The 26,540-nt window shown below is 71.1% G+C and carries 23 protein-coding genes; 13 read left to right on the top strand and 10 right to left on the bottom strand.

The genetic code is table 11. The features are described 5' to 3' along the window. Positions 1-2: 2 nt before the first annotated feature. From M2351_RS44570 to M2351_RS44560, 3 genes are read left to right on the top strand one after another with little or no spacing between them, the layout of a single operon-like run. The gene (locus M2351_RS44570) at positions 3-1,649 is read left to right on the top strand and encodes an L-aspartate oxidase (RefSeq protein ID WP_264662351.1); all 1,647 of its coding nucleotides are present in this window, start codon (positions 3-5) and stop codon (positions 1,647-1,649) included. Continuing rightward, positions 1,634-2,467, top strand: coding sequence for a carboxylating nicotinate-nucleotide diphosphorylase (gene nadC, locus M2351_RS44565; RefSeq protein WP_264662350.1), 834 nt, complete (start codon positions 1,634-1,636; stop codon positions 2,465-2,467). Before M2351_RS44570 ends, nadC begins: the two co-directional genes overlap by 16 nt. A gap of 46 nt (positions 2,468-2,513) precedes the next feature. Beyond that, positions 2,514-3,794 carry an acetylornithine deacetylase/succinyl-diaminopimelate desuccinylase family protein gene (locus tag M2351_RS44560; protein WP_264662349.1) on the top strand — a complete coding sequence of 427 codons (1,281 nt, stop codon included), beginning with the start codon at positions 2,514-2,516 and terminating at the stop codon, positions 3,792-3,794. A gap of 35 nt (positions 3,795-3,829) precedes the next feature. On the opposite strand, the gene M2351_RS44555 is transcribed toward M2351_RS44560, so the two are convergent. Further along, positions 3,830-9,211, bottom strand: coding sequence for a trifunctional serine/threonine-protein kinase/ATP-binding protein/sensor histidine kinase (locus tag M2351_RS44555; RefSeq protein WP_264662348.1), 5,382 nt, complete (start codon positions 9,209-9,211; stop codon positions 3,830-3,832). Positions 9,212-9,448: 237 nt separating this feature from the next. Between M2351_RS44555 and M2351_RS44550 the strand changes: the two genes are divergently transcribed. Continuing rightward, on the top strand, positions 9,449-9,811 hold the full coding sequence (locus tag M2351_RS44550; RefSeq protein ID WP_264662347.1) for a DUF427 domain-containing protein: 363 nt from the start codon (positions 9,449-9,451) through the stop codon (positions 9,809-9,811). 37 nt (positions 9,812-9,848) lie between these two features. Here the strand turns inward: M2351_RS44550 and M2351_RS44545 are convergent, their stop codons facing one another. Further along, positions 9,849-10,055 (bottom strand): DUF6494 family protein, encoded by a 207-nt coding sequence (locus tag M2351_RS44545; protein WP_209769951.1) that lies wholly within the window; start codon positions 10,053-10,055, stop codon positions 9,849-9,851. 109 nt (positions 10,056-10,164) lie between these two features. Between M2351_RS44545 and M2351_RS44540 the strand changes: the two genes are divergently transcribed. The 3 genes from M2351_RS44540 to M2351_RS44530 all read left to right on the top strand — a co-directional run bounded on the left by M2351_RS44540 (position 10,165) and on the right by M2351_RS44530 (position 13,701). Beyond that, positions 10,165-11,838, top strand: coding sequence for an acyl-CoA dehydrogenase family protein (locus tag M2351_RS44540; RefSeq protein WP_264662346.1), 1,674 nt, complete (start codon positions 10,165-10,167; stop codon positions 11,836-11,838). Between the two features lie 70 nt (positions 11,839-11,908). Next, positions 11,909-12,892 (top strand): aldo/keto reductase, encoded by a 984-nt coding sequence (locus M2351_RS44535; RefSeq protein WP_264662345.1) that lies wholly within the window; start codon positions 11,909-11,911, stop codon positions 12,890-12,892. A gap of 14 nt (positions 12,893-12,906) precedes the next feature. Next, positions 12,907-13,701 (top strand): SDR family NAD(P)-dependent oxidoreductase, encoded by a 795-nt coding sequence (locus M2351_RS44530; RefSeq protein ID WP_264662344.1) that lies wholly within the window; start codon positions 12,907-12,909, stop codon positions 13,699-13,701. Between the two features lie 18 nt (positions 13,702-13,719). Here M2351_RS44530 and M2351_RS44525 read toward each other — a convergent pair whose 3' ends face one another. From M2351_RS44525 to M2351_RS44500, 6 genes are all read right to left on the bottom strand, one after another. Next, positions 13,720-16,065 (bottom strand): ATP-binding protein, encoded by a 2,346-nt coding sequence (locus M2351_RS44525; RefSeq protein WP_264662343.1) that lies wholly within the window; start codon positions 16,063-16,065, stop codon positions 13,720-13,722. 252 nt (positions 16,066-16,317) lie between these two features. Continuing rightward, positions 16,318-16,752: a diheme cytochrome c gene (locus M2351_RS44520; protein WP_264662342.1), complete on the bottom strand. Its 435-nt coding sequence runs from the start codon at positions 16,750-16,752 to the stop codon at positions 16,318-16,320. An 11-nt stretch (positions 16,753-16,763) separates the two neighbouring features. Beyond that, positions 16,764-17,204, bottom strand: a complete 441-nt coding sequence (locus tag M2351_RS44515; protein ID WP_264662341.1) for a DUF1924 domain-containing protein — start codon at positions 17,202-17,204, stop codon at positions 16,764-16,766. Then, complete coding sequence (locus M2351_RS44510; protein WP_264662340.1) at positions 17,201-17,605, bottom strand: hypothetical protein; 405 nt, start codon at positions 17,603-17,605, stop codon at positions 17,201-17,203. The genes M2351_RS44515 and M2351_RS44510 overlap by 4 nt, the downstream gene beginning before the upstream one ends. Positions 17,606-17,608: 3 nt before the next feature. Further along, positions 17,609-17,749: a hypothetical protein gene (locus M2351_RS44505; RefSeq protein ID WP_264662339.1), complete on the bottom strand. Its 141-nt coding sequence runs from the start codon at positions 17,747-17,749 to the stop codon at positions 17,609-17,611. Then, positions 17,736-17,891 (bottom strand): hypothetical protein, encoded by a 156-nt coding sequence (locus tag M2351_RS44500; protein ID WP_264662338.1) that lies wholly within the window; start codon positions 17,889-17,891, stop codon positions 17,736-17,738. The genes M2351_RS44505 and M2351_RS44500 overlap by 14 nt, the downstream gene beginning before the upstream one ends. 113 nt (positions 17,892-18,004) lie before the next feature. Here M2351_RS44500 and M2351_RS44495 point away from each other — a divergent pair, with 113 nt between their 5' ends. The 3 genes from M2351_RS44495 to M2351_RS44485 are packed head-to-tail and all read left to right on the top strand — an operon-like array spanning position 18,005 to position 20,425. Beyond that, complete coding sequence (locus tag M2351_RS44495; protein ID WP_264662337.1) at positions 18,005-18,376, top strand: PepSY domain-containing protein; 372 nt, start codon at positions 18,005-18,007, stop codon at positions 18,374-18,376. 4 nt (positions 18,377-18,380) lie between these two features. Continuing rightward, positions 18,381-19,040, top strand: a complete 660-nt coding sequence (locus M2351_RS44490) for a response regulator transcription factor (RefSeq protein WP_264662336.1) — start codon at positions 18,381-18,383, stop codon at positions 19,038-19,040. After that, positions 19,037-20,425 carry a sensor histidine kinase gene (locus M2351_RS44485; RefSeq protein ID WP_264662335.1) on the top strand — a complete coding sequence of 463 codons (1,389 nt, stop codon included), beginning with the start codon at positions 19,037-19,039 and terminating at the stop codon, positions 20,423-20,425. Before M2351_RS44490 ends, M2351_RS44485 begins: the two co-directional genes overlap by 4 nt. A 51-nt stretch (positions 20,426-20,476) precedes the next feature. Here the strand turns inward: M2351_RS44485 and M2351_RS44480 are convergent, their stop codons facing one another. Beyond that, entirely contained in the window at positions 20,477-20,647 is a 171-nt protein-coding gene (locus tag M2351_RS44480; protein WP_209769964.1) for a hypothetical protein, read from the bottom strand. A gap of 841 nt (positions 20,648-21,488) precedes the next feature. Here M2351_RS44480 and M2351_RS44475 point away from each other — a divergent pair. The 3 genes from M2351_RS44475 to M2351_RS44465 all read left to right on the top strand — a co-directional run bounded on the left by M2351_RS44475 (position 21,489) and on the right by M2351_RS44465 (position 24,609). Further along, positions 21,489-22,223 carry a response regulator transcription factor gene (locus tag M2351_RS44475; protein WP_264662334.1) on the top strand — a complete coding sequence of 245 codons (735 nt, stop codon included), beginning with the start codon at positions 21,489-21,491 and terminating at the stop codon, positions 22,221-22,223. Between the two features lie 173 nt (positions 22,224-22,396). Next, a complete protein-coding gene (locus M2351_RS44470) occupies positions 22,397-24,235 on the top strand; it encodes a PAS domain-containing protein (RefSeq protein WP_264662333.1) in 1,839 nt (612 codons plus the stop codon). Positions 24,236-24,240: 5 nt separating this feature from the next. Beyond that, positions 24,241-24,609, top strand: coding sequence for a response regulator (locus M2351_RS44465; RefSeq protein ID WP_264662332.1), 369 nt, complete (start codon positions 24,241-24,243; stop codon positions 24,607-24,609). Between the two features lie 5 nt (positions 24,610-24,614). Here M2351_RS44465 and M2351_RS44460 read toward each other — a convergent pair whose 3' ends face one another. Beyond that, complete coding sequence (locus M2351_RS44460; protein WP_264662331.1) at positions 24,615-26,297, bottom strand: methyl-accepting chemotaxis protein; 1,683 nt, start codon at positions 26,295-26,297, stop codon at positions 24,615-24,617. Positions 26,298-26,540 lie beyond the last annotated feature (243 nt).

Below are 26,540 nucleotides of genomic sequence, written 5' to 3'. Positions count from 1 at the left end.
CGATGGTCACCCCCTACATCGTTCAAGACTCGGACGTGGTCGTCATCGGGTCCGGGCTCGCCGGCCTGACGACGGCCCTTCACCTCGCCCCGCGCGCCGTCACGCTGCTGACCAAGACGCCGGACCTCCCCGGCGGGTCGAGCAACCACGCCCAGGGCGGCATCGCCGCCGCGGTCGGCCCCAACGATTGGCCGGAGGCGCACGCCGCCGACACCATCGCGGCGGGCGCCGGCTTCGTGGACGCCGAGGCCGCCCTGCTGCTGGCCCGCGAGGGGGCGGAGCGGGTGCAAGCCCTGCTCGACGCCGGCCTGCCCTTCGACCGCGCCGCCGACGGCGCCCCCTTGTTGGGGCGGGAGGCCGCGCACGGGGCGGCGCGCATCGTTCACGCCGGCGGCGACGCCACCGGCCCGACCCTGGTCGCCGCCCTGGCGGAGCGGGTGCGCAGCACGCCGTCGATCCGGGTGGAGACGAACGCCTTCGCGGTGGATCTCGCCGTGCGGAACGGGCGCGTCTGCGGCGTGCTGGCCTGCCACCCGAAGGGCTGGGTGTTCCACCGCACCCCGCGCGTCGTGCTGGCGACCGGCGGCATCGGCGGGGCCTTCGCCCGCACCACCAACCCGCCGGAGGCCACCGGCGACGGGCTGGCGCTCGCCGCCCGCGCCGGAGCAACGCTGGCCGACGTGGAATTCGTGCAGTTCCACCCCACCGCGCTGGCGGTGGACGCCGACCCCGCGCCGCTGCTGACCGAAGCCCTGCGCGGCGCCGGCGCCTTGCTCCTCGACGGGCACGGCCGGCGCTTCATGCCGGACGAGCATCCGCAGGCTGAACTGGCCCCACGCGACGTGGTGGCCCGCGCCATCGGCGCCCGCGTCGCGGCCGGGGAACCGGTGACGCTGGACCTGCGCCCGGCGCTGGCCGCCAAGCCCGACGGCTTCCCCACTGTGCTGGCGCTCTGCGCCGCGCACGGGCTGGACCCGTGGGCGGAGCCGATGCCGGTCGCCCCGGCCGCCCACTACCACATGGGCGGGGTGGTCACCGACCGCTCGGGCCGCACCGACCTGGAGGGGCTGTGGGCCTGCGGCGAGGTCGCGTGCACCGGCGTGCACGGGGCCAACCGACTGGCCAGCAACTCCCTGCTGGAAGCGTTGGTCTTCGGCGCCCGGGTCGCGCGGGATGTGGCGGAACGCACGCTGCCCGCCCTGCCGCCCTTCGCCCTGCCCCAGCCGCTCGCGGTCGCTGGCGGAGTCGGCGCCGCGCTGATCGACGCCATCACGGCGGAGGCGCGGAGCACGCTCTACCAGGGCGCCGGGCTGGTGCGCGACGGCGCCGGCCTGCGGGCATCGCGGCAACGGCTGGACCGGCTGGCCGTGGCGCTGGACGTGCTGCGCGGCGACGGACCGACCGACGTTGCCAGCGTTCGGCGCTGGGGCGAGGCGCGCAACCGGTTGCTGGCCGGGCGTCTGGTCGTCCACGCGGCGCTCAACCGCTGCGAAAGCCGGGGCGCCCATTTCCGTACGGACTTTCCCAACGAAGACGCGGCGGCCCTTCGCCACGCCTTCACCCTGAAGGACCTCGCCGGCAGCGCCGGCACCCTGATCAATCAAATTGGCCAGATTGGCACCGGAGACGCCGCATGCTCCATCCCCTGACATATGAGCCCATCGTCCGCGCCGCCTTGGCGGAGGATCTCGGGCGAGCCGGCGACATCACGACCGACAGCATCATCCCGGCCGACGCCACAGCCACCGCCCGGCTCGCCGCGCGCAAGGACGGCCGCGTCGCCGGGCTGGACGTCGCCATCGCCGCCTTCCGCACGCTCGACCCGGCCGTGGAGGTGGCGGTCGAGCGCCCGGACGGCAGCGACGTCGCCCCCGGCGGCACCATCGCCACGGTCACCGGCCGCGCCCGCGCCCTGCTGACGGCGGAGCGCACGGCGCTGAACATCATGGGCCGCCTGTCCGGCATCGCCACCGCCACCCGTGCCCTGGTGCGCGAGGTGGAGGGGACCCATGCCCGCATCGTCTGCACCCGCAAGACCACCCCCGGCCTGCGCGTTCTGGAAAAGCACGCGGTGCGGCTGGGCGGCGGCTTCAACCACCGCTTCGGGCTGGATGACGCGGTGCTGATCAAGGACAACCACATCGCCGTGGCCGGCGGCATCCGCCCGGCGGTGGAGCGCGTGCGCGCCAACATCGGCCACATGGTGAAGGTGGAGGTGGAGGTCGACACGCTGGACCAGTTGGAGGAGTTGCTGACCCTTCCCGTCGACGTGGTGCTGCTCGACAACATGGACCCGGCAACCCTGCGCCGCGCCGTCGCCCTGGTGGACGGCCGCATGGTGACGGAGGCGTCGGGCAACGTCACGCTGGGCACGGTGCGCGCCATCGCGGAGTCGGGCGTCGACATGATCTCCGTCGGCTGGCTGACCCACAGCGCCCCCAACCTGGACATCGGCCTCGACATCTGAGGGGCCATGCCCGATCCTTCCACGAAAGAACACGTGGGAGGACGCATTGTCGGCTGACGTGAAGGAGTCCCTGTTCCGCCGGATCGAGGAGCGGCGCGACGAGCTGGTCGCGCTGACCCGCGACCTGATCCGCATCCCCACCGTGAACCCGCCAGGCGATGCCTACACCGATTGCGCGGAGTTCATCGGCCGGCGGCTGGCCGCCCGCGGTTTCCAGCTGGAGTATGTGCGGGCGGAAGGCGCGCCGGGCGACAGCGACCGCTACCCGCGCACCAACGTGATCGCCCGGATCGAGGGGCGGCGGCCCGGACCCTGCGTGCACTTCAACGGCCACATCGACGTGGTGCCGGCCGGGCGCGGCTGGACCGTCGATCCGTTCGAAGGCGTGGTGAAAGACGGGCGCGTCTACGGCCGCGGCGCCTGCGACATGAAGGGCGGCATCGCCGCTTCCATCATCGCGGTGGAGGCGATCCTGGAGGAGGGCATCCCCTTCGGCGGTGCCCTGGAGATCTCCGGCACGGTGGACGAGGAATCGGGCGGCTATGGCGGGGTCGGGCATCTGGCGAGGCTCGGCTACTTCTCCCGCCCGCGTGTCGACCATGTGATCATCCCGGAACCGCTGAACGTCGACCGGGTCTGCATCGGCCACCGCGGCGTCTGGTGGGCGGAGATCGAGACGAAGGGGCGCACCGCCCACGGCTCCATGCCCTTCCTCGGCAACTGCGCGGTGCGGCACATGGGCGCCGTGCTGCACCGGATCGAGACGGATCTGATCCCGCGGCTGGCATCCAAGCGCACCGCCATGCCCGTGGTGCCGGAGGGCGCGCGCCAGTCCACCCTGAACGTCAACGCCATCCATGGCGGCCAGCCGGAGGACCGCGAGGGCCTGCCGAGCCCGGTCGTGCCCGACAGCTGCCGCATGGTCATCGACCGCCGCTACCTGATCGAGGAGGATCCGGACGCGGTAAAAGCGGAGATCGTCGGCATCCTGGACGACCTGCGGCGCGAGCGCCCCGGCTTCGACTATGAGCTGCGGGAGGTGCTGGCCTTCCTGCCGACCATGACCGACGCCGACGCGCCGGTGGTGCGCGCGGTGGAGGCGGCGATCGAAACGGTGCTTGGGCGCCCGGCGGTGCAGGTGGTGTCCCCCGGCACCTACGACCAGAAGCACATCGTGCGCGTCGGCCACCTGAAGGACTGCATCGCCTATGGCCCGGGCATCCTCGACCTCGCCCACCAGCCGGACGAGTATGTCGGCATCGACGACATGGTGCATTCCGCGCAGGTCATGGCCCTGGCGACGCTGGATTTGTTGGGGGGACGGTAAAGTCCCCTCTCCCGCCGGAGGCGGGCGAGGGGACTTTACGCCGGCGCCACCCGCGGGAAGCGCAGGGTGAACCGCACCCCCGCCCCGATCTCGCTGGTCACCTTGATCGTGCCGCCCAGGCGTTGGGCGACGAGGTTGTAGACGATGTGCAGCCCCAGCCCCGTGCTGCCGTGGGCGCGGCGGGTGGTGTAGAAGGGGTCGAAGATGCTCGGCAGGTTGTCCGGCGCGATGCCGCGGCCGTCGTCGGTGTAGACGATCTCCACGCTGTCGGGGTCGGGCTCCGTCACCGAAATGCCCAGCTGGCCGACATGCCCGGCCTCAAAGCCGTGCACCAGCGTGTTGGAGATCAGGTTCGTCAGGATCTGCGCCAGCGCGCCCGGGTAATTGTCGAGCTGGATGTGCTCCGGGCAGTCCACCGTCAGCCTGTGGCCCGGCTTCTGCCACATGGGGCGGAGGCTGAGCACGAGGTCGCCGATCCAGTCGTCCAGGGTGAAGACCCGCCGTTCGTCGCTGGTCTGGTCGGCCGCCACCTGCTTGAAACCCTGGACCAAGTCGGCGGCGCGGCTGAGGTTGGACAGCAGAAGCGTCGTGGAATCCACCGCCGTCGTCGCGTAGGCATCGAACTCGGCGCGGCGCAGCTTGCCGGCCTCGATCCCCTTGGCGATGCGGTGCGTCTCGTCGGCCAGGAAGGAGGCGGCGGTCAGCGCCACGCCGAGCGGCGTGTTGATCTCGTGCGCCACGCCGGCCACCAGCTGGCCGAGTGCTGCCATCTTCTCCGCCTGGACCAGCTGCTGCTGGGTTTCCTGCAGGCGGGCATGGGCGGCGCTGACCTCGTCCAGGGTCCGGCGCAGCACCTCCGATTGCTCGCTGAGCGCGCGGGTGCGGTCGGCGACCTGCCCTTCCAGGTTCCGGTTGAAGGCGGCCAGCTCGTCGTAGAGGCGCGCGTTCTCCAGCGAGATGGCGATCTGCGCCGCCAGCAGCAGCGGCGCCTCCAGCCGCTGGTCGACGAAGGCGTTGGTGACGAGGTTGTTCTCCAGATAGAGCAGGCCGACCAGCTGCCCCTGGCGGGCCAGCGGCAGGGTCAGCACCGACTTCGGCCGCCGCGCCCGGATGTAGGGGTCTTCGGCGAAGCGCGGATCGGCGACGGCGTCGGCCAGCACCACCGGCTCCAGCACGCGGGCGGTGTAGGCGACCACGGTCGCGGGAAGGCGCGGCCCGCCGTCCTCGGCCGGCGTGTCCGGCGCCAAGCCCGGCAGGGCGCGGTAGACGTCCGCCGATTCGTCGCCTTCCGCGGCCAGGACAAGCTGGCCGTCCGACCGGCAGAGGAGCAGCGCCCCGCGCTCCGCCCCTGCCACCTCGAACACCGTGCGCAGCAGCCGGTCGACCAGCGCCTCCCGGTGGATTTCGCCGGAGATGGCCTGGGCGGCCTTCAGCACCGCCTCGATGTCCAGCGCCCCGGTGTTCAGCCGGTCGGTGGAGGAGGAGCGACGCGTCGCCCGAGTTGGCGTCCCGTGGTTCTGGGCCGCCAGTTCGGGGAAGCGGCGTTCCATCTCCGCGACCTTGGCCCAGGCCTCCCAGCGGCGGTAGACGTCGCGGGCCTGCGTGCGGTGGAAGAGGGAGAGCGCGCCCATGCCGCGCTCCGCGTAGAAATCAGCGGCGCGCTCGTTCGCGGCGGCCAGCTCATGCGTGAAGCCCGACTCGCCGGCCGCGGCGATGGCGGCGGCGTAGCGCAGGGCCGCGACCTCCGGCTTGTTCAGCAGGCGCAGCTGTTCGGCCTCCAGCAGCAACAGCCGGTGGCGGTGGTTGGCCGGGCCGACGGCCGTGCTCTTGCGGAACCAGCGGATCGTCCGCGTCAGCGCACGCCCGGCGCGCCGCCGCTCCGCCTGGGTGGAGAAGGGGCCCATGGCCTCCACCAGACCGCTTTCGAACAGGGCGACGGCCTGCAGGTAGTTGCCGCGCTGGGCCTGGGTGTAGCCGGCGAACTCCTTGCGGATCGCGCGGGCCTCGGTGGCGGCGCCGAACATGCGGGCGATCTGCATCTTGACCAGCAGGAAGCCGGCGACCGCGAAGCTGTTGTTGGCCGCCTTCAGGTCGGCCAGCGTCTTCTCCTCGTCCAGGTAGCGGCCGGTCAGGCGCCAGGGCGTGGCGGTCCCCTGGCGCAGGTTCTCGATGGCCTGGGCGAGGCCGGCGACGAAGGGCGTGTAGAACTGGAAGCCGATGCGGGTCAGCCGGCGCAGCACGTCCTGCGACTCGGCCTCCAGCCGCGACAGCTCGGTCCCCATGTGCCAGCCGATGCGCAGCCACGTCACCAGCGTGTAGCCGGCGTCGTCGCTTTCCCCGCCGTTGAGCGCCAACTGGTGCGCCTCCAGCATCGCCGGGCGGATCTCCGACAGCGGCCTGACCCAGTGCAGGCCGTAATAGTTGGAGACGTACATGGCCTGGCCCGCGCGCGTGGAGCGGATGCCGGCGTCCGCCATGTCCATCGCGCGCTTGGCGGAGCGGTAGGCGGCCCCGCGCAGGCCGGCGCTGGCGGCGATGGCCGCCCAGGTGACGTGGGCGCCGGCCGTGAAGGTCGGCACGCCGGACCCCAGCGCGGTCCGGATGTTGCGCATGGAGATGGGCACCATCAGGTCGCGCCGCGCCACGAAGGCGGCCGTGCTGAGCACCGACAGCAGCCGGACGGTCATCTGCACGCGCGCCAGCTCCACCGGGTCGGTGACCGGGCGCGCCGGCCGGCGGTTGTGGCGCAGCATGGCCCAGCCGCCGCACGCCAGCGCGGAGAGGATCGACAGCGCACTGCCACGCCGCGGTAGGTGGACGCCCAGCGCCCGCACCGCCTCCATGCCGACGTCCAGCGCCTGGCGCAGGTCGCCGCGCACCGTCGCCGCGCTGACCTGGAAGAAGCGGGCCGGCACGGCGTCGGCCGGATCGCGGACCTTGGATGCCAGCGCCTCGGCCAGCGCGTCGGCCTTGGCGTAGTCGCTGCCCATGCAGGCGGCCCCGACCGCCGCCAGCGACAGCTCCAGCATCAGGGGATAGTCGGGCCCCCAGCCCTCGTCCCCCATGAAGGCCAGCCCGGCCTCCGCGTAGAGGGCGGCGGGCTCGAAGGCGGCCGAGGCGTTGGCCTGCTTGGCGGCGTCCAGGTTCAGGCGCGCCATCCGGTGCCGTTCCTCGGCGTCGGTGACCAGCGCCACGCCCTGGTTGACGTGGGCGACGATGTCGAACAGCCGCTCCCCGCGTTCCCCGGCTTCTCCGCGGGCGAGCAGAAGCCGCCCGATGGACAGGTGGGTCGCCGCCCGCTCCGCCTCCGGGATCAGGGCGTAGGCGGCCTGCTGGACGCGGTCGTGCAGGAAGCGGTAGCGGCTGGCGAGCAGCGCGCTCGCCTCGTCCGCGGTCATTGCGCGCGAGCCGTCGGACGCATAGCGGTAGGCGTCGCCGACGGGGAGGACCAGTTCCTCCCGCAGGGCGGGCCACAGCGCGCCGGCCAGATCCGGCACCGGCCGGTCGGCGGCCACCGCCAGCGTGCCCAGGTCGAAGCTGTTTCCGACGCAGGCCGCGAGGCTGAGCACCCGCTGCGTTTCCGCTGGCAGGCGTTGCAGTTTGGCGACCATCAGCTCGACCACGTTGGCCGTGCTGGCGTGCCCGGCGACGGCGCCCTGGTCCCAGCCCCAGGCGCCGGCCGCGGGATCGAATCGGACCAGCCCGGCCTCGACCAGCGACAGCAGGAACTGCGCCAGGAAGAAGGGGTTGCCCTCGGTCTTGGCGCGGCACACCTCGGCCAGCGCCGCCACTTCCCGCTCCTCGCGGCGCAGCGTGTCGGCGACCAGCCGGCGCACCGCCGTCTCGTCCAGCGGCGCGACCGCCAGCGACTCGACGTGAGTCCCGGCGTCGCGCACCGCCTCCACCGTCTTGTGGAAGGCGTGGCCCTCCGGCACCTCGGCGTCGCGGAAGGCGCCGATCAGCAGCACGTGGCGCAGGTCGGCGCAGCCCGCGAGCTTGGCCAGCAGGTCGAGCGAGGGACGGTCGGCCCATTGCAGGTCGTCCAGGAAGACCACCAGCGGCCGTTCCGGCGTGGCCAGAGCCATCACCAGGTTCTGGAAGGTCATCTGGAAGCGGAACTCGCTCTCCACCGGGCCCAGCGGCGGCACCGGCGGCTGTTCCCCCAGGATCAGGGCCAGCGACGGGATCAGCTCCGTCACCACCGCACCGGTGGAGCCCACCGCCTGCGCCAGCACGGCGCGCCGTTCGGCCAGCTCCGCCTCAGGCTCCGCCAGCAGGCGGCGGGCGAGTTGGTCGAAGGCCTGGATCAGCGCGGAATAGGGGATGGCGCGCTTGACCTGGTCGAACTTGCCCTCGACGAAATGCCCGCGCTTGGCGGTCATCGGCTTGTGCACCTCGTGCACCAGCGCCGACTTGCCGATGCCCGGCGATCCACCGACCAGCAGAAGTTCCGCCCGCCCGCCGCACACCCGCTCGTAGGCGGCGAGCAGAAGCCGCGCTTCCTCTTCCCGGCCGTACAGCCGTTCCGGAATGCGGAAGCGCTCGCTGCGGTCCTGTCGGCCCAGCGCGAAGACGGGCACCGGAAGGCCGGCCTCCAGCGCCTCGATGCAGGCCTCCAGGTCGGCCTTCAGGCCGTGGCCGCTCTGGTAGCGCGCCTCCGGGTCCTTGGACAGCAGCTTCAGCACGATGTCGGACACCTGGGCGGGCACCGACGGGGCGAGCTGGCAGGGCGGGACGGGTGCGCGGGCGATGTGGCCGTGCACCACGGCCAGCGTGTCCTCCCCTTCGAAGGGGACCTGGCCGGTCAGCAGTTCATAGAGCGTGGCGCCCAGCGCGTAGAAGTCGGCCCGCCAGTCCACGGAGCGGTTCATGCGGCCGGTCTGCTCCGGCGCGATGTAGGGCAGCGTGCCTTCGAAGGCCTGGGCGGCGTTGGCCGTCTCGCGGGCCAGTTCGGCGGCGATGCCGAAGTCGATCAGTTCGACCGTGCCGGACTGCCGGTTCCAGATGATGTTCGCCGGGCTGACGTCCTTGTGGATGACGTTGCGCGCGTGCACGGTCCCCAGCGCCGCGGCGGCGGCGGCGGCGATCCGCAGCGACTCCGCCACCGTGGGCCGGCCGGCTTCCAGGATGCGGTCCAGGCTGGCGCCGCCGCGGTCGCGCATGACCAGCGTCAGGCCGTCCCGCCCCTCGTCAAGGTCGAACACCTCCACCACCCCGGCGGCGGCCAGCGCCCGGGCAAGCGCGAACTCCCGGCGGAAGCGCGGCACGTCGGAGGAGTTGGGGCGCGGCCGTTCCAGCCGCTTCAGCACGATCGGCAGCCCGTCGTCCAGGCGCACGCCGCGGTACACGCTCACCAGCGCACCGTGGTGAAGCTTTTCCCCGACCGAATACTTGGACGCGACGGCCAGACCTTCCATTCACAACCCGTTTTCCGCGACGCGGCGCGCTGGTCGCCCCGTGTTTGTCCGCCAGCCGCAAGGCTCGCGCAACACCCAATGGTTTAACCCCTTCATACCACTTGAAACGGCGCACGGAAATCGCCTTGCTCGGTTTCATGAGGTTGGCGCGCAACGGGCGCCGGGAGGGCTTGACCGGGGGGCCGCAAGGCCCGACCTCCATCACGGCGCAGCCGCGCCGGAAGGAGCATCATCCCCATGAAAATCCCCGGTCCCGACCATCCCATCACGATCACGCCGAATCCGAACCGCGTCCGCGTCGTCTTCGCCGGGCGCGTCGTGGCCGATACGACGCGCGCCCTGTCGCTGAAGGAGGCGAGCTATCCCGCCGTCCTCTACATCCCGCGGGAGGACGCCGACCTGTCCGCCTTCGAGCGCACGGCACACACCAGCCACTGCCCCTACAAGGGCGACGCGGCCTACTACAGCCTGCGCGTCGGGGACCGGCGGGCCGAGAACGCCGTCTGGACCTACGAGACCCCCAACCCCGCCGTGGCGGAGATCCGGGAGCATCTGGCCTTCTACCCCGACCGCGTGGACCGGATCGAGGAAGGCCCGTAAAGCCCCTCTCCCGCGAGGGCGAGGGGCTTTTTGCCCGCTATTCCAGCGGGATATCGCCTTTGATCTCGTGCGACAGGTCCAGGCCCTCGATGGTCAGGACCACACGCGCCTTCAGCGTTTCGTTCCCCTTCAGCGTGCCGGCGGCCAGCGCGTCGTTCACGGCGCGCTCGATCTCGCGTTGCGAGGTCACGCCGACCACTTTCAGGAACTTCCGGGTGCCCATGTTGAAGGTGTCGTCGTTCATGGCAACTCTCCTTGGATAACGTCTCCCTGCCCATAACCGACGGAGGATAGCCGCAGGTTCGCGCCAGCGGCGGGCGCAAAGGGGGGGAGAAGCATCGGGGAGGACGGCCATGGCCCACCGCGCGCCCGTCGCAGAGTTCGCAACGCACAGCGTGACCAACCAGCCGCCGGACTTCGCGCCGCGCGACCTCTGGCGCACCGACCCGGTGCTGCGCGAGGCCGTGCGCCGGGAAGGGGCAGACTGGGCGGACGGGGCGCTGGCCGCCTTGGGCGCCGAGGCCGGAAGCGAGCGGGTGATGGAGTTGGGCGACCTGGCCAACCGCAACCCTCCCCAGCTGCGGATCTTCGACCGGGTCGGCCGGCGCATCGGCGAGGTGGAGTTCCACCCCGCCTACCACGAGCTGATGGCGCTGGCCTTCCGCCATCGAATCCACGCCGTCGCCTGGACCCGCGATAGCGGGCAACGCGGTGGCCACGTCGCGCACGCCGCCATGGGCTACCTGCTGACGCAGGCCGAGGCCGGGGTGCTGTGCCCGGTGGCGATGACCTACGCCGCGGTCCCCGCGCTGCGCCGCCAGCCGGAGGTCGCCGAGGCGTGGCTGCCGGGCATCCTGTCCGACCGCTACGACCCGCGGTTCCTGCCGCCGGGCGAGAAGACCGGGCTGACCGTCGGCATGGCGATGACGGAGAAGCAGGGCGGGTCCGACGTGCGGGCCAACAGCACCGTGGCAAAGGCGCTGGGCGATGCCGGGCCGGGGCGCGCCTACGCGCTGACCGGGCACAAGTGGTTCTGCTCGGCCCCCATGTCCGACGCCTTCCTGACGCTGGCGCAGACGGAGCGCGGGCTGTCCTGCTTCCTGGTCCCGCGCTGGCGCCCGGACGGGACGCGCAACGCGTTTCAACTTCAGCGTCTGAAGGACAAGCTCGGCAACCGGTCCAACGCGTCCGCCGAGATCGAATACGACGGCGCCTGGGCGATCCTGATCGGGGAGGAAGGCCGCGGCGTGCTGGGCATCATCGAGATGGTGCACCACACGCGGCTGGACTGCGGCTTCGCCGCCGCCGGGCTGATGCGCGCCGCCGTGTCGCGCGCCCTGCATCACACCGCCCACCGCAGCGCCTTCGGCCGGCTACTGGTCGAGCAGCCGCTGATGCGCCCGGTGCTGGCCGACCTTGCGCTGGAGAGCGAGGCGGCGACCGCACTGGTCCTGCGCGTCGCCCGGGCCTTCGATGAGGGGGAGACCGACCCGGCGGCGCGCGCCTTCGCCCGGCTGGCGGTCGCCATCATGAAATACTGGGTGACCAAGCGCTGCCCCGCCCTGGTCTATGAGGCGCTGGAGTGCCACGGCGGCAACGGCTACGTCGAGGACGGCGGCATGCCGCGCCTTTACCGCGAGGCACCGCTGAACGCGATCTGGGAAGGTTCCGGCAACGTGATCGCGTTGGACGTGCTGCGCACCCTGCAGCGGGAACCCGCGGCGCGCGCCGCGCTGGAGGCGGAGTTGGACTCGGCGTGCGGTCTGGACGGGCGGCTGGACGGCTGGGTCCGCAGCACCCGCGCGCTGTTCGCAGATCCTGCAACGCTTGAGCTTCACGCGCGCCGGCTGGTGGAGCGGCTGGCCCTGGCGCTCCAGGCCGGTCTGCTGCTGCGCCACGCCCCCTCCGTGGTCGCGGAGGCATTCTGCGCCTCGCGCTTGGACGGACATTGGGGCCTGTGCTTCGGCACGCTGCCGCCGAGCGTGGACAGCGGGGCCATCCTTGCCCGCGCCGCCGGGGAGGGTTGAGGTTTTCGCCGTCTGGCTAAAGCCGGCGCGCGCCCTACCCTCTTCCCCGGCAACAACCGGGAGGCAGGGAATGGACAAGCGACGACTCGGCCAGGGGCTGGAGGTTTCGGCCATGGGGCTCGGCTGCATGGGCATGTCGGAGTTCTACGCGGGGCGCGACGACGCGGAATCCATCGCCACCATCCATCGCGCGCTGGACCTCGGCGTCACCCTGCTGGACACCGCGGACATGTACGGGGTGGGCCGCAACGAGGAGCTGGTCGGCCGCGCCATCCGCGGCCGGCGCGACCAAGTGGTTCTGGCGACCAAGTTCGGCAACGTGCGCGGGGCCGACGGCAGCTTCCAGGGCGTGAACGGCCGGCCGGACTATGTCCGCCAAGCCTGCGAGGCGAGTTTGAAGCGGCTGGGCGTCGACGTGATCGACCTCTACTACCAGCACCGCGTCGATCCCAACACGCCGATCGAGGACACGGTCGGCGCCATGGCCGATCTGGTCCGCCAGGGCAAGGTGCGCTTCCTCGGCCTGTCGGAGGCGGCCCCCGCGACCATCCGCCGCGCCCACGCGGTGCACCCCATCGCCGCGCTCCAGAGCGAATATTCGCTGTGGAGCCGCGACCCGGAGGACGAGGTCCTGCCCACCGTGCGGGAGCTGGGCATCGGCTTCGTCGCCTACAGCCCGTTGGGGCGCGGCTTCCTGACCGGCCAGTACAAGCGGTTCGAGGACTTCGCCCCCGACGACTACCGCCGCAACTCCCCGCGCTTCCAGGGCGACAACTTCCAGCGCAACCTGGACCTGGTCGCCCGCATCGAGGAGATGGCCCGCGCCAAGGGCTGCACGCCGGCGCAGCTGGCGCTCGCCTGGGTGATGACGCGCGGGCCGGACGTTGTGCCGATTCCCGGCACCAAGCGGCGCCGCTACCTGGAGGACAACGTCGGCGCCCTGTCGGTCTCGCTGACCGCCGACGACCGCGCCGCCATCGACGCCGCCTGCCCGCCGGGTGCCGCCGCCGGCACGCGCTACCCCGAGGCCGGCATGCAGGCCGTCAACCGCTAAGCAGGATTTCTCCCATGAACCTCGATCTCAGCAACCGCCGCGCCCTGGTGACCGGGTCCACCGCCGGCATCGGCTTCGCCATCGCCCGCGAACTCGCCGGCCTTGGCGCCACGGTGGTGGTCAACGGGCGGTCGGCGGACGGCGTCGAGCGCGCGGCCAAGCGCATCCGCGACGCGGTCCCCAACGCGGCGCTGGAGCCCATCGCGCTGGACGCCGCCACGGCGGAAGGGGCCGATGCGCTGATCGCCCGCGTGCCCGCCGTGGACATCCTGGTCAACAACCTCGGCATCTTCGAACCCAAGCCCTTCTTCGAGATCCCCGACGAGGACTGGCGCCGCTTCTTCGACGTCAACGTGCTGAGCGGCATCCGCTTCGCCCGCGCCTACGCGCCGGGCATGGCGCAGCGCGGTTGGGGGCGCATCCTGTTCATCTCCAGCGAATCGGGCCTGAACATCCCGAAGGAGATGATCCATTACGGGATGAGCAAGACCGCGCAGCTCAGCGTCTCCCGCGGTCTGGCGGCGGAGCTGGCGGGGACGGGGGTGACGGTGAACGCCGTGCTGCCCGGCCCGACCCGGACGGAAGGGGTGGAGACCTTCCTGAAGGACATCGCCCGCAACACCGGGCGCACCGTGGAGCAGGTGGAGGCCGACTTCTTCCGCAACGAGCGCCCGTCCTCCCTGATCCGCCGCTTCGCCGAGCCGGAGGAGGTCGCCAACCTCGCCGCCTACCTGTGCAGCCCGGCGGCGTCGGCCACCACGGGGGCGGGGCTGCGGGTGGACGGCGGGGTGGTCAGCACCATCGCCTGAGGCCGGCGCTGGACGGGATCAGGCCGGAACGACGCCGAGCGCCTCGTCCAGCAGCGCCTTCAGGTCTCGCACGGCCAGCGGCTTGTGCAGGACGCGGTGACCGCTGGCCGCGATGCTGGCGATGAGGTCCGGCGCGGTGTCGCCGGTCAGGATCACGCTGAGCGCCGGCCGGGTCAGCTTGGCTTCCACGGCGCGCAGCACCTCCAGGCCGGTGACGCCGCCGTCGAGCCGGTGGTCGGCGATGACGAGCGCCGGCTGGTCCGGCACGGCGGCCAGATGGGCGAGTGCCTCGGCGGCCGTGGCGGCGGCCAGCACGGTCCAGCCCAGTTGCGCCAGCAGCAGCCCCAGCCCCTCGCGCACCAGGGGATCGTCGTCGATGGCCAGCGCGACGGGCGGGGCCGGCTGCCGGACGCCGAGATCCTCGTCGTCGTCATCGTCCGCGCCCGGCGCGTTTTGGCCGGCTTCCGTGTCGAGCGGGATCGCGATCGTGAAGCAGGAGCCGCGGCCGGGAGCGGACGCAACGTGCACCCGGCATTCTAGCAGCACCGCCAGCCGGTGCACGATGGCCAGCCCAAGGCCAAGCCCCTTGCCGCGATCCCGCGTCGGGTTGGCGATCTGGAAGAATTCCAGGAAGATCCGCTCCAGATGCTCGGGCGGGATGCCGATTCCCGTGTCGTGCACCCGGATCAGCAGGCGGTCGCCGCGCCGCCGGCAGCCGATGAGGATGCGGCCCTGGTCCGTGTAGCGAAGGGCGTTTTCCAGGAGGTTGCGCAGGACCCGCTCCAGCAGCGCCGGGTCGGTGCGCACGGTCAGCGACGACGGGACGACCCGCAGTTCCAACCCCTGCTCCGCCGCGCGCAGCCGGTATTCCTCCTCCAGGTCGTCGAGGACATGGTGAAGGGGCACTGGGCGCAGGTCGACCGGGACGGCGCTGGCGTCGAGCTTGGAGATGTCCAGCAGGGCGTCCAGCATGCGGCACAGCGCCTGGACCGACGTTTCCAGCTTGCCGACCAGGGCTTCGGCCGGGTGGTCGTCCAGACGCGCCCGCAGCGACCCGGTCAACAGGACGAGCGACTGGACCGGCTGCCGCAGGTCGTGGCTGGCGGCGGCCAGGAAATCGGTCTTGGCCTGGCTGGCCCGCTGCGCCGTGTCCAGCGCCTTCACCGCGGCCTGGCAGGCGCGCTGCGCCTCCGCCCAGGCGGCTTCAGCCTCCGCGCGGGCCTGCTCCGCATCGCGGACCAGCGCGCGCTGGACGGCGATCTCGTCCTCGGCCAGCCGGTCGCGGTCGCGCTGGATGCGGTCGATCTGGTCGAGCATCGTGTTGAAGACGCGCGCCAGCCGGCCGACCTCGTCGTCGCTGCGCACGGGCGCGCGCTGGCCGGAGCAGCCGTCGCGCAGGACGGCGCCGGCCAACTGCTCCAGATCCCGCAGGGATCGCGTCAGGTGGTTGCCGGCGGTGCGGCACCCCACCACGATCAGCACCAGGGCCGCCAGCCCCACCAGCGCATAGGCCGACAGGCCGATCCCGGCCGTGGCCGGCAGGCCGACCCCGGCCTGGGCCGATTCCGGGGCCTTCGGCGCGTCCAGCCGCACCGTAAAGCCGAGGCGTGCCAACCGGTCCGGCAGCTGGAGCGGGATGTCCGTCCCGAACCATCCCGCGGCCGGCTCCGCCAGAGCCGCGCCCGCATACCGCAGGTGAGCCTGCGGGTGCAGGACCAGCGCGTCGAGCGGCAGCTTGTAGAGCAGCGCCCCCCATTGCGACAGGGTCGTGGAGTGGACCAGCATCTCCGCCCCCAGCAGGAAGGACCGGCCGTCCTCCTCCACCACCGTCGCGGCGGAGTGCCCCGCCAAGGCCGCCACCGCCAGCCATTCCATGTCCCGCGGCGTCACGCTGCCGATCCGGCCACCCATCAGGTTGTCCGCGATCGCCGTAATCGTGGCGTCGGCGTAGACAAGCGACACCGGGACGCCGGCCACGCGGTCGAAGCTGCGCAGGAAGGGGACGAGGTCGGTCTTGCGCACGGTTCCGCGGGCGATGGCCGCGGCGATGGCGTCGTTGTCGGCCAGTTCCTCCATGGTTCGGACCACGGACGTCAGCAGTTCCTCCGTCTGGCGCGCGACCAGCGTGGCGTTGGCCCGGACGTTGCCGCGGTGCTGCGCCAGCAGGCTGTCGCTCGCCATCACGTGCAGCTCCGCCCCGACGACGATCACCAGCAGAACCGACAGGGTCGCCGACACGAACGCGAAGCGGTGTGCGAGCGGGCGGGAGACGCGGCGCCCCGACGGCCCGACAAAGGGCAGGCTTTCAACCAGGCTGGCAAAGACATGCGAAAGGACCGCCGTCGCGCCATGGGACTCGCGCATGCCACACCCCAAGAACAATCGCAAATTTCGTATTTCGCTAAAAAGTCTGCGATGTTCATCCGGTGGGGTCAATTCGACCGATGTAAAGAGAGCGCGACTCCAAAACGGATCCGGTCACGCTTTTCCAAAGGAATAGGTGTCCATAACACCTATGCAGGGCGAAGCAACGATTCATCGGCGGAACGTATCATTGAAACCGCCGCCGCACCGGAATCGGTTCGATGCTTCCGGCCATACGATGTCGTATGGCCGTCAATCATCCTCGTACAGGCCCTGGGCGGCACCGCGGTGGCAGGCTTCGCAGTTGGCCTTGGACACCACGCTGGGCCTCGTCCAGACGTCGGGACGGAAGTGGTGCTTGCGCGTCCACCAGGGCTGCTCGGTGATCCGCAGCAGCCCGCCATCGCCCCTGCCCGCGGCGTTGCCCGTCAGGTAGGCGCGGATGTCCGCGGCCACGTCCGGCGTCAGGGCAGCGCTTTCGCCGAAATGGTCGTTGAGGGTGTCCATGATCCGGGTCCAGCTCCCGGCCGGCAGGAGGCCGGGCTGGAAGGGCATGTGGCACTCGCCGCATTCCTTGCGGGTCGGCTCGTGGGTCACCGGGCGGACCCGCTCGAACGGGTTGGCGAGGGCCGGAACGGCGGCGAGCACGAGCGCGCCGATAGCAATAGAACGCCGCGGAAAGGTCATGCTCATTCTCCTCATTGACCAGAAAGGTAGGTGATGAAGTCGCCCTTCTCCGCGGCTGTGCAGGCGCGGCCGAGGACGTTGGGGCAGTCGCGGTCGAAGCGCTTTTCCACCTCGGCGCGGTCGGTGAAGCGCTTGGGGTTGGCGGAAACCGCCATCGGCTCGATGGTCCGGCCGGTCTTCGCGTGCCGGCCGGCCGCTGCCGGGTTCGGCGTGTGGCAGGCGGCGCAGGCGTTGGTATCCGCCTTGCCGCCCGCGTGCGGGCCGAGGTAGAGCGCGCGCCCGCGGTCCGCCGAAAAGCCGGCGAAGATCGGTGCCTCGGCTTTTGCCTGGGCGGCGTAGCCGTCGAGGATGGCGCTGCGGGCGGCGCTCTCGCCGGCGGCGTAGGCCACGCCCGCGCCGACGGCGAACAGGGCGGTGGACAGAAGAATTCGGCGCAAGGCGTGCGGGATCATGGGACGGGGGACTCCGTTGGGTTGGGACTGGCCGTGCGCCGTGCGGCGGCGGGTTTCAGCGCGTGCAGGGCGAAGACGAGCGTGAGGTGGCCCAGCACGACGGCCAGGGACCAGTCGGCGACCGCCTCGTGCAGCCGCTCGACCGGCGTTACAAAATCAGCGACGGCCCCGGTCAGGGCGGCGCCCCCGACCACCACCAGCAGGGCTGCGGCCATCCAGGCCAGAAGAGGGCTGCGCTGGGATCGGGCGCGGGCGTCGCCAAAGAGAAGCCGCGCCAGCCAGTCGAGCGCCGCGCCAACCGACGGGCGCGGCAGGCGCAGCCGCCCGGACGGGGCGACCCAGGCCGCCGCCAAGCGCACCGCCAGCGCCGCGAGCACCGTGTAGCCGGCGAATTGGTGCATGCCCTAGGTGTCCTCGTCGCCGGTCAGCCAGCTGACCAGGAAGGCCCCGGACAGCGTCGCGTGGAAGGCCAGCAGGAACAGCATCTTGCCGGGCAGCGGGCGGCGCGTGGGGGTTCGAGGGGCGGAGACGTCAATCGTCGCCATGGCCGCCCCCGGACAGGACGGACACCAGCGCGCCGGCCGTTCCGGCGACGCCCTGCCCCATCGCCAGCGCCTGGAAGGCGAAGGCGGCCAGCGCGACCAGCAGCGCCGCGACGGCGCCCTGGGTCATCATTCGGCGGATCATCCGCGGACTCCGTGTCGGTGGTTTCCGATGCGGTCCGGATGATGCGAGAGGTCCGCTGAACGGGGGCTGAGGGGCGCGTTCAGGTGCCATTCAGGCTTGGGTGTGCTTAACTGATGGCCATGCGCCCACTCCGCCTCATCATCCCGACGCTCGCCCTATTTGCCGGGCTGGGCCAGGCCGTGGCGGCCGACAACACGGTGGAGGACGGGGACGACCACGACCGCGCCCGCGACGCGCTGCGCTCCGGCCGCGCCCGGCCGCTGGAGGAGATCGTCGCCAAGGCCAGCGCCGACTTCCCCGGCGAGATCCTGGACGTGGAGTTCGAGGACGAGGACGGCAGGATCGTCTACGAGATCAAGACCATCACCGCCGAGGGCCGCATCCTGAAGCTGAAGTATGACGCCGCGACCGGCGAGCTGCTGCAGGTGCGCGGGCGGCACGGCCGCCATGATGGCCACCATGATGACCACCGGGGGAGGAAATAAGGCCATGCGCCTGCTCGTGGTGGAGGACGACCCGGCGCTCAGCCGCCAGCTTGCCGACCGGTTGGAAAGCGCGGGCTACGCCGTCGATATCGCGGACAACGGGGAAGACGGGCAGTTCCAGGGCGAGACGGAGCCCTACGACGCCATCGTGCTCGACCTCGGGCTGCCGCGGGTGGACGGGCTGTCCGTGCTGCGCGCATGGCGTGCCCGGGGGATCGCCACGCCGGTCATCATCCTGACCGCGCGCGGCGCCTGGACGGAAAAGGTGCAGGGCATCGACGCCGGGGCCGACGACTACCTCGCCAAGCCCTTCAGCATGGAGGAGCTGCTGGCCCGCATCCGCGCGCTGATCCGCCGGTCCAAGGGCCATGCCTCGGCCGAAATCGCCTGCGGCGGGGTGGTTCTGGACACGCGTTCGGGCCGGGTGACGGTGGATGGCCAGCCGGTGGACCTGACCGCGCACGAGTACCGCGTGCTCGCCTACCTCATGCACCGCACGGGGCAGGTGGTGTCGCGCAGCGAGCTGACCGAACACATCTACGCCCAGGATTTCGACCGCGATTCCAACACCATCGAGGTGTTCATCGGCCGCCTGCGCCGCAAGCTGGGCGTGGACGTCATCAAGACCGTGCGCGGGCTCGGCTACAAGGTGGATCCGCCGTGAGCACCGACGGCGCGCGGCGGGGTTCGGTCATCGGGTCCCTGCGGTTCCGGCTGCTGGCCGGGGCGGCGGTGTGGATCGCGCTGGCGCTCGCCATGGCCGGGGCGGTGCTGTCCGGCCTGTTCCGCGACCACGTCGCCCGGCGTTTCGACGCGGAGCTGACCACCCACCTGAACCAGCTGGCGGCCCTGGCCGACGTCGGGCCGGACGGCACCCCGGTGCTGCGGCACCCGCTGAGCGACCCGCGCTTCCGGCTTCCCCTGTCTGGACTCTATTGGCAGGTCAACGACGCGGGCGGACCGCGGCTGCGCTCCCGTTCGCTGTGGGACGAGGCGCTGGCGCTGCCGCCGGATGAACCAGCCGATGGGGAGTTGCACCGCCACGTCATCGCCGGCCCGGCGGACCGGCGGCTGGTGGTGCTGGAACGGTCCGTCACCCTGCCCAACGCGGCGGCCCCGCTGCGCATCGCCATCGCCGGGGACGAGGGGGAGATGGCGGGCGTCATCGCCGCCTTCGACCGGGTGCTGTGGCTCTCGCTCGGCGTGCTGGCGCTGGTGCTGATCACCGCAGCGGTGGTCCAGGTGTCGGTCGGCCTGCGCCCGCTCGTCCGCCTGCGCGCCGAGCTGGCGGAGGTGCGCGCCGGCCGCAAGAAGCGGTTCGGCGCCGCGGCGCCGCGTGAGGTGCAGCCTCTGCTGGAGGACCTGAACGCTCTGCTCGACCATTCGGAGGAGGTGGTCGGGCGCGCCCGGCTCCAGGCCGGGAACCTGGCGCACGCGCTGAAGTCCAACCTCGCGGTGCTGGCGAACGAGGCCGACGGGCTGGCGCCGGAGAACGCGCGGGCGGTCGGGGCGGCCATTGGCCGGCAGGTGGCGGAGATGCGCCGCCACATCGACCACCACATGGCCCGCGCCCGCGCCGCCGCCGCGCGTGGCCTGCCCGGCATCGCCACGCCGGTGGCCGACAGCGCCGCGGCGCTCAGCCGGGTGATGGCGAAAATCCACGATCGCGACCGCGTGACCGTCACCGTCCGCGTCCCGCGCGAGCATGTCTTCGCCGGGGAACGCGCCGATCTGGACGAGATGCTAGGCAATCTGCTGGACAACGCCTGCAAGTGGGCGCAGGCGCGGGTCGAGGTGACCTCGCGCCTGGAGGCCGGCGGCATGCTGGCGGTCAGCGTGGACGACGACGGGGCGGGCCTGCCCGCCGACCGGCGCGGGGCGGTCCTGGCGCCCGGCGTCCGCCTGGACGAAAGCACGCCGGGGACCGGCCTCGGCCTAGCCGTGGTCCGCGACGTGGCCCGGCTCTACGGCGGCGACGTCCGCCTGTCGCAATCCCCGCTCGGCGGGCTGCGGGCGGAACTGGTGCTGCCGGTCGCGGACGGGTCGTGACGGGCCTTCCCAAACGCCGGACCTTCAGATGCCCAGCCGCCTGCTCCACCCTCAATGCGTCTGCTGCACCTTGCTGATGCGCTCGGTGATGGTGTCGAGGCGACGGATCAGCTGGTCCTCGTCCTCCGGCGCGATCTGGCCCTTGCGTTGGGCAAGCCGCAGGGCCGCTTGCGCCTCTTCCAGGCAATCGAGCGTGTGACGCACGTAATCGTGTTGGGCCATGGTCCGTCGCCTCCTGTGTCGTAATCAATTCGAGCACAAACAGAAAGGCGCGCGGTCGGTTCCGGACGAAAATTCCCGCTTTGTCGCGCCGCTTCCGGATTGCTGCCGCCAAGGTTGTGCCCGTGCCGCCGCCGGGCGGCGGAACCCCGGGGATTGAACCCCAGGGATTGAACCCAAGACATACGACGACCGATTCGTGGCACACGGGAGGCGGGGCGCGGGTTTTCCTCACAGGTCTGCGGAAACGGACCGGTGGCATCCACGGGCGTCACGCCATTCCATCCGGCGGGACCAGCCCATCCCTTCTCCAGGATCCGATGCCACCGGTCGGCGCCCCCGCCGCATCGCGTCCGCAACCCCCCTTGCGCTCCGGCGTCCCCCGCGCCGGCCGCCGCGGCAGCCGTGCATCCCCCTCCGCACGGCTGCCGCCCCATCTTTTCCCCCGAAAAGCCGACCGTTCTTTCCGCGGGCTTCGTCCGGAGCCTTTCCGCGTGTTTTTCCATGGCGAGCGCGCGGCAAAAAGAAACGGGCGCGCCGGAAGGGCGCACCCGTCAGTAAAAGACCCGCAGGCGGAACGGCAACACTCACGGCGCATCGCATCGGGTCGGCTCGGCAGCCTTCCCCACGCCGTCATTCCCGTCACACACGGTCAGGCAACAGGCCGGCCCCGCCGTCCATGCTGTGAACCGGATGCCATATTCCCAAGGACAAGCAAAAGCGACCAAGGCGACGCATCATTTGGCCGTCTCAGGTGTTGCCATTGCAAAAGCCCCGCAGCGCGTGACGTCCCGAGCACTCAAAAAAAAGGCCTGGGCGCGCAAAAAAGGATGGGAGTCAGGGAATGAACCATCGTTTCGGTATCGATCCGACCCGCACAAGCACTATACAGCGCAAGGTCGTTCCGGGTACGGGCGGCCCCCGCATCCTCGTTGCGGACGACCACGCGTTGATGCGGCATGGCTTGGCGCTGGCGATCAAGGTCCGCTTCCCCGGCGCGTCGGTGATCGAGGCGGGCTCGCTGGCCGAGGCCGTCGCGAAGGCCCGCAAGGCGGATGACCTGTCGGCGGTCCTGTTCGACCTGCAAATGGGCGACACCGACGGCCTCGCCGGCGTGGAAACGATGCTTCGCGTGCTCGACGGCGTGCCGCTGGTGGTGGTGTCCGGCACGCTCGACGGCGCCATGGTCGCCGCCTGCATCCACGCCGGAGCCCGGGGCTTCCTGCCCAAGGGCTGCGACGTCGCGGTGCTGGACCACGCGCTGCCCGTCGTCCTGGCCGGCGGAATCTACGCCCCCCTGCCCCAGGGGGTCGCCCCCGCTCCGCCCCACGCCGCGCCCGCCCATGCCCCGTCCGCCGTCAGCGAGGAGAGCGGCGCCCGCATGATGGAGGAGTTGACCGAGCGGCAGCGCGAGGTGCTGAGGCTTCTGCTGCGCGGGCATTCGAACAAGGAAATCGCCCGGTCGCTCGGGGTCCTGGAAGGGACGGTGAAGGTCCACCTGCGCAGCATCATGCAGCGCCTGCGGGTCCGCAACCGGACGCAACTCGCCCTCATCGCTTCGAAATCCGGGCTGGCCTGACGGCCATCGGAACCCCACCAACCGGCGGTGGTTTTCGCCAAAGCACCCGAGCGCCAGGAACGCCGCATGGACCTACCGACCAGGGAATCGCCCAGGAAGAGGGCAGCCGCGAACACCGCGGGACAGCCGTTCCAATGCCGGCATAGAGGGTCCAGACGATATGGGGGCGGCCGATGACCGACGGTCCGGACGACGACCTGCAACGGTTCGGCTCCGACGGCTTCGACGACCAGGAGCCGCTCGACGTGCAGGGCGGCGGGCAGAGCGCCGGCGTGCCGGCCGCCGGCCAGCATGAGGGGCACAGCTTCACGCCGCTGGGAAACCCCGGCGTCCTGCATTGGCAGAAGTCCTACATCTCCCGCCCCGGTCTGGACGACCGCAGCAGCGTCTTCTTCGCCGCGGTCGAGATGACCCGCATGCCGATGGTGGTCGCCGACGCGCGCCAGCCGGACCAGCCGATCGTCTTCGTCAACCGCGCCTTCCTCGACATGACGCTGTACGAGGAAGAGGAGATCCTGGGGCGCAACTGCCGCTTCCTCCAGGGGGCGGAGACCGACCCCGACACCGTGGCGGAGGTCCGCAACGCCTTGCGCGAACAGCGCGCCATCGCCGTGGACATCCTGAACTACAAGCGCGACGGCACGCCCTTCTGGAACGCGCTGTTCATCGGCCCGGTCTTCAGCGACGCCGGGGAGCAGCTGTACTGGTTCGCCTCCCAGGTGGACATCACGCAGCGGCGGGCGTCGGAACGCTCCATGCAGCAGGCCCAGAAGATGGAGGCGATCGGCCAGCTGACCGCCGGGCTGGCGCACGACTTCAACAACCTTCTCCAGGTTATCGCCGGCAACCTGGAACTGGCGGCGACCCGCGCCGGCAGCGACGACCTGCTAAAACGCGCCATCGAGAACGCCGACCGCGCCACCCAGCAGGGCGCCAAGCTGACCCAGCACCTTCTGGCCTTCGCGCGCAAGCAGCGGCTCGACCCCAAGCGCATCAACCTGAACACGCTGATCGTCGAGTTCAGCGACATGCTGCTGCGGACCATGAGCGACGACGTCGACCTGCGGCTGGACCTGAAGCCGGGGTTGCCGAGTTGCACGATCGATCCGGTCCAACTGGAGATGGCGCTGCTGAACGTGCTGATCAACGCCCGCGACGCGATACGCGACCGGGGGCGGGATCAGGGGCGTGACCGGGGTGGGGACGCGGGCCGCAAGGGCGGGCGTGTCACCGTCGCCACCGCCACGCTGGCGCTGGATGGCAACGCCCCGGCCCATCACCTGTCCCCTGGCCACTATGTGGTGCTCTGCGTCCACGACGACGGGCCAGGCATGGAGCCGGAGATTCTGCGCCGCGCGACGGAGCCCTTCTTCACCACCAAGGAGCCCGGCACCGGGCTTGGCCTGTCGATGGTGCATGGATTCGTGCAGCAATCGAACGGCCGGCTGGAGATCGAGAGCGATGTCGGGCGCGGCACCACCGTGCGCATGCTCTTTCCGGTGGCCGTGGAGCGCGCCGTCCCGCCCCAGCCGGGCCTAGTTCCGCCGGGCACGCCCGCGCCGGACGCCCAGACGATCCTGCTGGTGGAGGACAGCGACGACGTCCGCGGCCTTGCCGAAGGGTACCTGCGCGGCCTCGGCTACCGCGTCCTGTCGGCGCGCAGCGGGGAGGAAGCGTTGGCCGTGCTGGAGTCGCGGGATCTGGACCGGGAGCGGGTTGATCTTTTGTTCACGGATTTGGTAATGCCGGGGGGCATGGGCGGGCTTGTGCTGGTGCAGCGGGTGCGTGAGCGGTTTCCGGACATGCCGGTGCTGCTGACCACGGGCTACACCGACGAACTCGCCCTCCCCAACGCCGCCTTCCCAAACGCCGCCGTCCCGAGTGTCCAAATCTTGAACAAGCCCTACCGCCGCACCGAACTGACCGATCGGATCCGCGCCACACTCAACAGAGCCGCCTCCGCAGCGGATGACCCGTCCCGCTCCCGCGACGGCGCGCGGAGCAAGGCCTGAACGCGGTGGCGCATATCCTTCTGGTGGAGGACGAGGTCCTCGTGGCGACGCTGTTCCAGGCGACGCTGGAGATGGCCGGCTACCGCGTCACCCTGGCGAACGACGGCCTCGAAGGGCTGCAGGCGGACGCCCAGGACCCGGCGGACGCCGTGGTGACCGACTTCCGGATGCCGCGCATGAACGGCGGGGAGATGCTGGCCCGCCTGCGCCAACGCCGGGCGGACCTGCCGGCCATCATCGTCACCGGCTACGCCGGGGAGGTGGACCTGTCGGCCCCCTACACCGCCGTCGTGGCGAAGCCGGTCAGCCCGTCGGAACTGACGCGGCGCCTGTCGCTTCTGTTCGAGGACATCGCCACGACGAAGGAGTTCTGACGGGATCAGGCCGCGCGGATTTCGCCTAGGAAGGCGTCGACCTCCGACTTCAGCATCGCCGCTTGCCGGGCCAATTCGTCGGAGGCGGTCTTCACGTTGCTGGTGGCGCCGCTGGTGTCCGCCTCCGCCTGCTGGATGCCGGACACGTTGTGGGAGACCTCCACCGTGCCGGTGGCCGCCTGCTGGGCGTTGCGGCTGATCTCGCCGGTGGCCACGCTCTGCTGCTCCACCGACGCCGCCATCTCCGCCGTGGAGTGGTCGATGTCGGCGACCTGCCCGATGATCGTGCGCATGGCGTCCACGGTGCGCGACGACGCGCTTTTCACCGCGGACAGGTTGGACGCGATCTGGTCGGTCATGGTGTGGGTCTGGTTGGCGAGGTTCTTCACCTCGCTGGCCACGACGGCGAAGCCCTTGCCGGCCTCGCCCGCGCGGGCCGCCTCGATGGTCGCATTCAGCGCCAGCAGGTTGGTCTGGCTGGCCACCGCGTTGATCGACGCGACGATCTGGTCCACCTGCTCGATCGCCGTGGATAGGGCGTCCAGCTCCCGCTGCGCCAGGCCGGCACCGTCGGCCGCGGCCTTGGACCGGCTGGCCGCCAGGGAAACGCGTTCCGACAGGCCCTGGATGGACGACGACATCTCCTCCGACGCCGCGGCGACCGTCTGGACGTTGGCGCTGGCCTGCTCCGACGCCGCGGCCACGGCGACGCATTGGGCGCTGACCTCCTCCACCGCGGCGGACAGCTGGGTGGCGGTGGCTTGAAGCTCGGTCGCGGCGCTGCCGACGCTGTTGACGATGCCGCCGACACGGTCTTCGAACCGGCGCGCGAGGTCGAGCATGGCCTGTCGCTTCTCCACCCGAGCGCGCTCGTCCGCGTCCTTCGCCTCCTGCTCCATCCGGCGGTTGCGGATCAGGTTCTGCTTGAAGACCTGCACCGCCCGGGCCATCGCACCGATCTCGTCCCCGTGGTCGAGCGCCGGCACCTCCACCCCGACGTCGCCGTCGGCGAGGCGGGTCATCGCGTCGGTCATGGTCTGCACCGGCTTCGACACGCTGAGCCGCATCAGCAGCCAAGCCCCCGCCGACAGCAGGCCGGCCAGCGCAACGATGATTCCCGTCAGGACCTTGGCGTGGTCGTAGGTGTCCTCGCCCGCCGTCACCGCCGCATCGCTGCCGTCGCTGTTCATCTGGATGAGGCGGTCAAGCCCTTCGGTCGCGCGTTGGTAGGCGTCGCGCGAGCGGCCCATGAACAGCTCCGCCGCCTTCTGGCCTTCGTTTCGACGGGACAGGTCGAGCATGTCCTTGTGGATCACCAGATACTCGGCCAGCGCGGCCTTCACCTGCTCGTAGACGGCGGCCTCGGCGGGCGTCGTGACGGTCGGCTCGTACTTCGCCTGGTCCGCGCGGACCACCGCCAAGCGTTCGGCGAGGTCGCGTTCGACCTTGGCCTTGCCAGCCTCGTCCGCGGACAGAATGTGGCGGGATTCGGCGATGCGGAACTTGCTGACGTCCATCGCCACGGCCGCGGAATAGCGCACGCTGACCAGCCAGTTGGTGCCGATGTCCCGCGCCACGTCGTTGACGATCGCCAGACGGCTTCCGGCGAAGACGCCGAGCCCGACGACGAGCAGGAACATGGCCGCGAACACGGCGGCCAGCTTGGCCTTGATGCTGATGCTGTTCATGGAGGAACACCGGGAAATCGACAGAGGCGGACAGGAGCGACCCACTCCCGCCAGCCACCACGGATCGCACAGATTGCGCGATGCGCCATTGACGTCGATCAAAGGTGATTAAAGAAATTACAACACGAATGTTATCGTTCCGGATGGTGCGTTCGAAACCAGCGCGAACACAAAAGAAAGCCCGCCGGGGAATGCCCGGCGGGCCAAGGTGCGCTCCAGCAGGAGAGGGATAAACTCAGGTCA

It is taken from the genome of Azospirillum canadense (assembly GCF_025961225.1).
GTDB lineage: Bacteria > Pseudomonadota > Alphaproteobacteria > Azospirillales > Azospirillaceae > Azospirillum > Azospirillum canadense.
The sequence above is the reverse complement of the archived record's forward strand: the minus strand, read 5'-3'. Positions and strand labels throughout refer to the sequence as shown.

Bases quoted from the DNA above. Each gene is read 5' to 3' on its own strand.
- M2351_RS44535 (WP_264662345.1), top strand. From the start codon at position 11,909: ATGGACAAGCGACGACTCGGCCAGGGGCTGGAGGTTTCGGCCATGGGG.
- M2351_RS44460 (WP_264662331.1), bottom strand. From the start codon at position 26,297: ATGAACAGCATCAGCATCAAGGCCAAGCTGGCCGCCGTGTTCGCGGCC.
- M2351_RS44515 (WP_264662341.1), bottom strand. From the start codon at position 17,204: ATGATCCCGCACGCCTTGCGCCGAATTCTTCTGTCCACCGCCCTGTTC.
- M2351_RS44540 (WP_264662346.1), top strand. From the start codon at position 10,165: ATGGCCCACCGCGCGCCCGTCGCAGAGTTCGCAACGCACAGCGTGACC.
- M2351_RS44520 (WP_264662342.1), bottom strand. From the start codon at position 16,752: ATGACCTTTCCGCGGCGTTCTATTGCTATCGGCGCGCTCGTGCTCGCC.
- M2351_RS44530 (WP_264662344.1), top strand. From the start codon at position 12,907: ATGAACCTCGATCTCAGCAACCGCCGCGCCCTGGTGACCGGGTCCACC.
- M2351_RS44505 (WP_264662339.1), bottom strand. From the start codon at position 17,749: ATGGCGACGATTGACGTCTCCGCCCCTCGAACCCCCACGCGCCGCCCG.
- M2351_RS44500 (WP_264662338.1), bottom strand. From the start codon at position 17,891: ATGATCCGCCGAATGATGACCCAGGGCGCCGTCGCGGCGCTGCTGGTC.
- M2351_RS44475 (WP_264662334.1), top strand. From the start codon at position 21,489: ATGAACCATCGTTTCGGTATCGATCCGACCCGCACAAGCACTATACAG.
- M2351_RS44525 (WP_264662343.1), bottom strand. From the start codon at position 16,065: ATGCGCGAGTCCCATGGCGCGACGGCGGTCCTTTCGCATGTCTTTGCC.
- M2351_RS44545 (WP_209769951.1), bottom strand. From the start codon at position 10,055: ATGAACGACGACACCTTCAACATGGGCACCCGGAAGTTCCTGAAAGTG.
- M2351_RS44480 (WP_209769964.1), bottom strand. From the start codon at position 20,647: ATGGCCCAACACGATTACGTGCGTCACACGCTCGATTGCCTGGAAGAG.
- M2351_RS44470 (WP_264662333.1), top strand. From the start codon at position 22,397: ATGACCGACGGTCCGGACGACGACCTGCAACGGTTCGGCTCCGACGGC.
- M2351_RS44550 (WP_264662347.1), top strand. From the start codon at position 9,449: ATGAAAATCCCCGGTCCCGACCATCCCATCACGATCACGCCGAATCCG.
- M2351_RS44495 (WP_264662337.1), top strand. From the start codon at position 18,005: ATGGCCATGCGCCCACTCCGCCTCATCATCCCGACGCTCGCCCTATTT.
- M2351_RS44555 (WP_264662348.1), bottom strand. From the start codon at position 9,211: ATGGAAGGTCTGGCCGTCGCGTCCAAGTATTCGGTCGGGGAAAAGCTT.
- M2351_RS44570 (WP_264662351.1), top strand. From the start codon at position 3: ATGGTCACCCCCTACATCGTTCAAGACTCGGACGTGGTCGTCATCGGG.
- M2351_RS44490 (WP_264662336.1), top strand. From the start codon at position 18,381: ATGCGCCTGCTCGTGGTGGAGGACGACCCGGCGCTCAGCCGCCAGCTT.
- M2351_RS44510 (WP_264662340.1), bottom strand. From the start codon at position 17,605: ATGCACCAATTCGCCGGCTACACGGTGCTCGCGGCGCTGGCGGTGCGC.
- nadC (WP_264662350.1), top strand. From the start codon at position 1,634: ATGCTCCATCCCCTGACATATGAGCCCATCGTCCGCGCCGCCTTGGCG.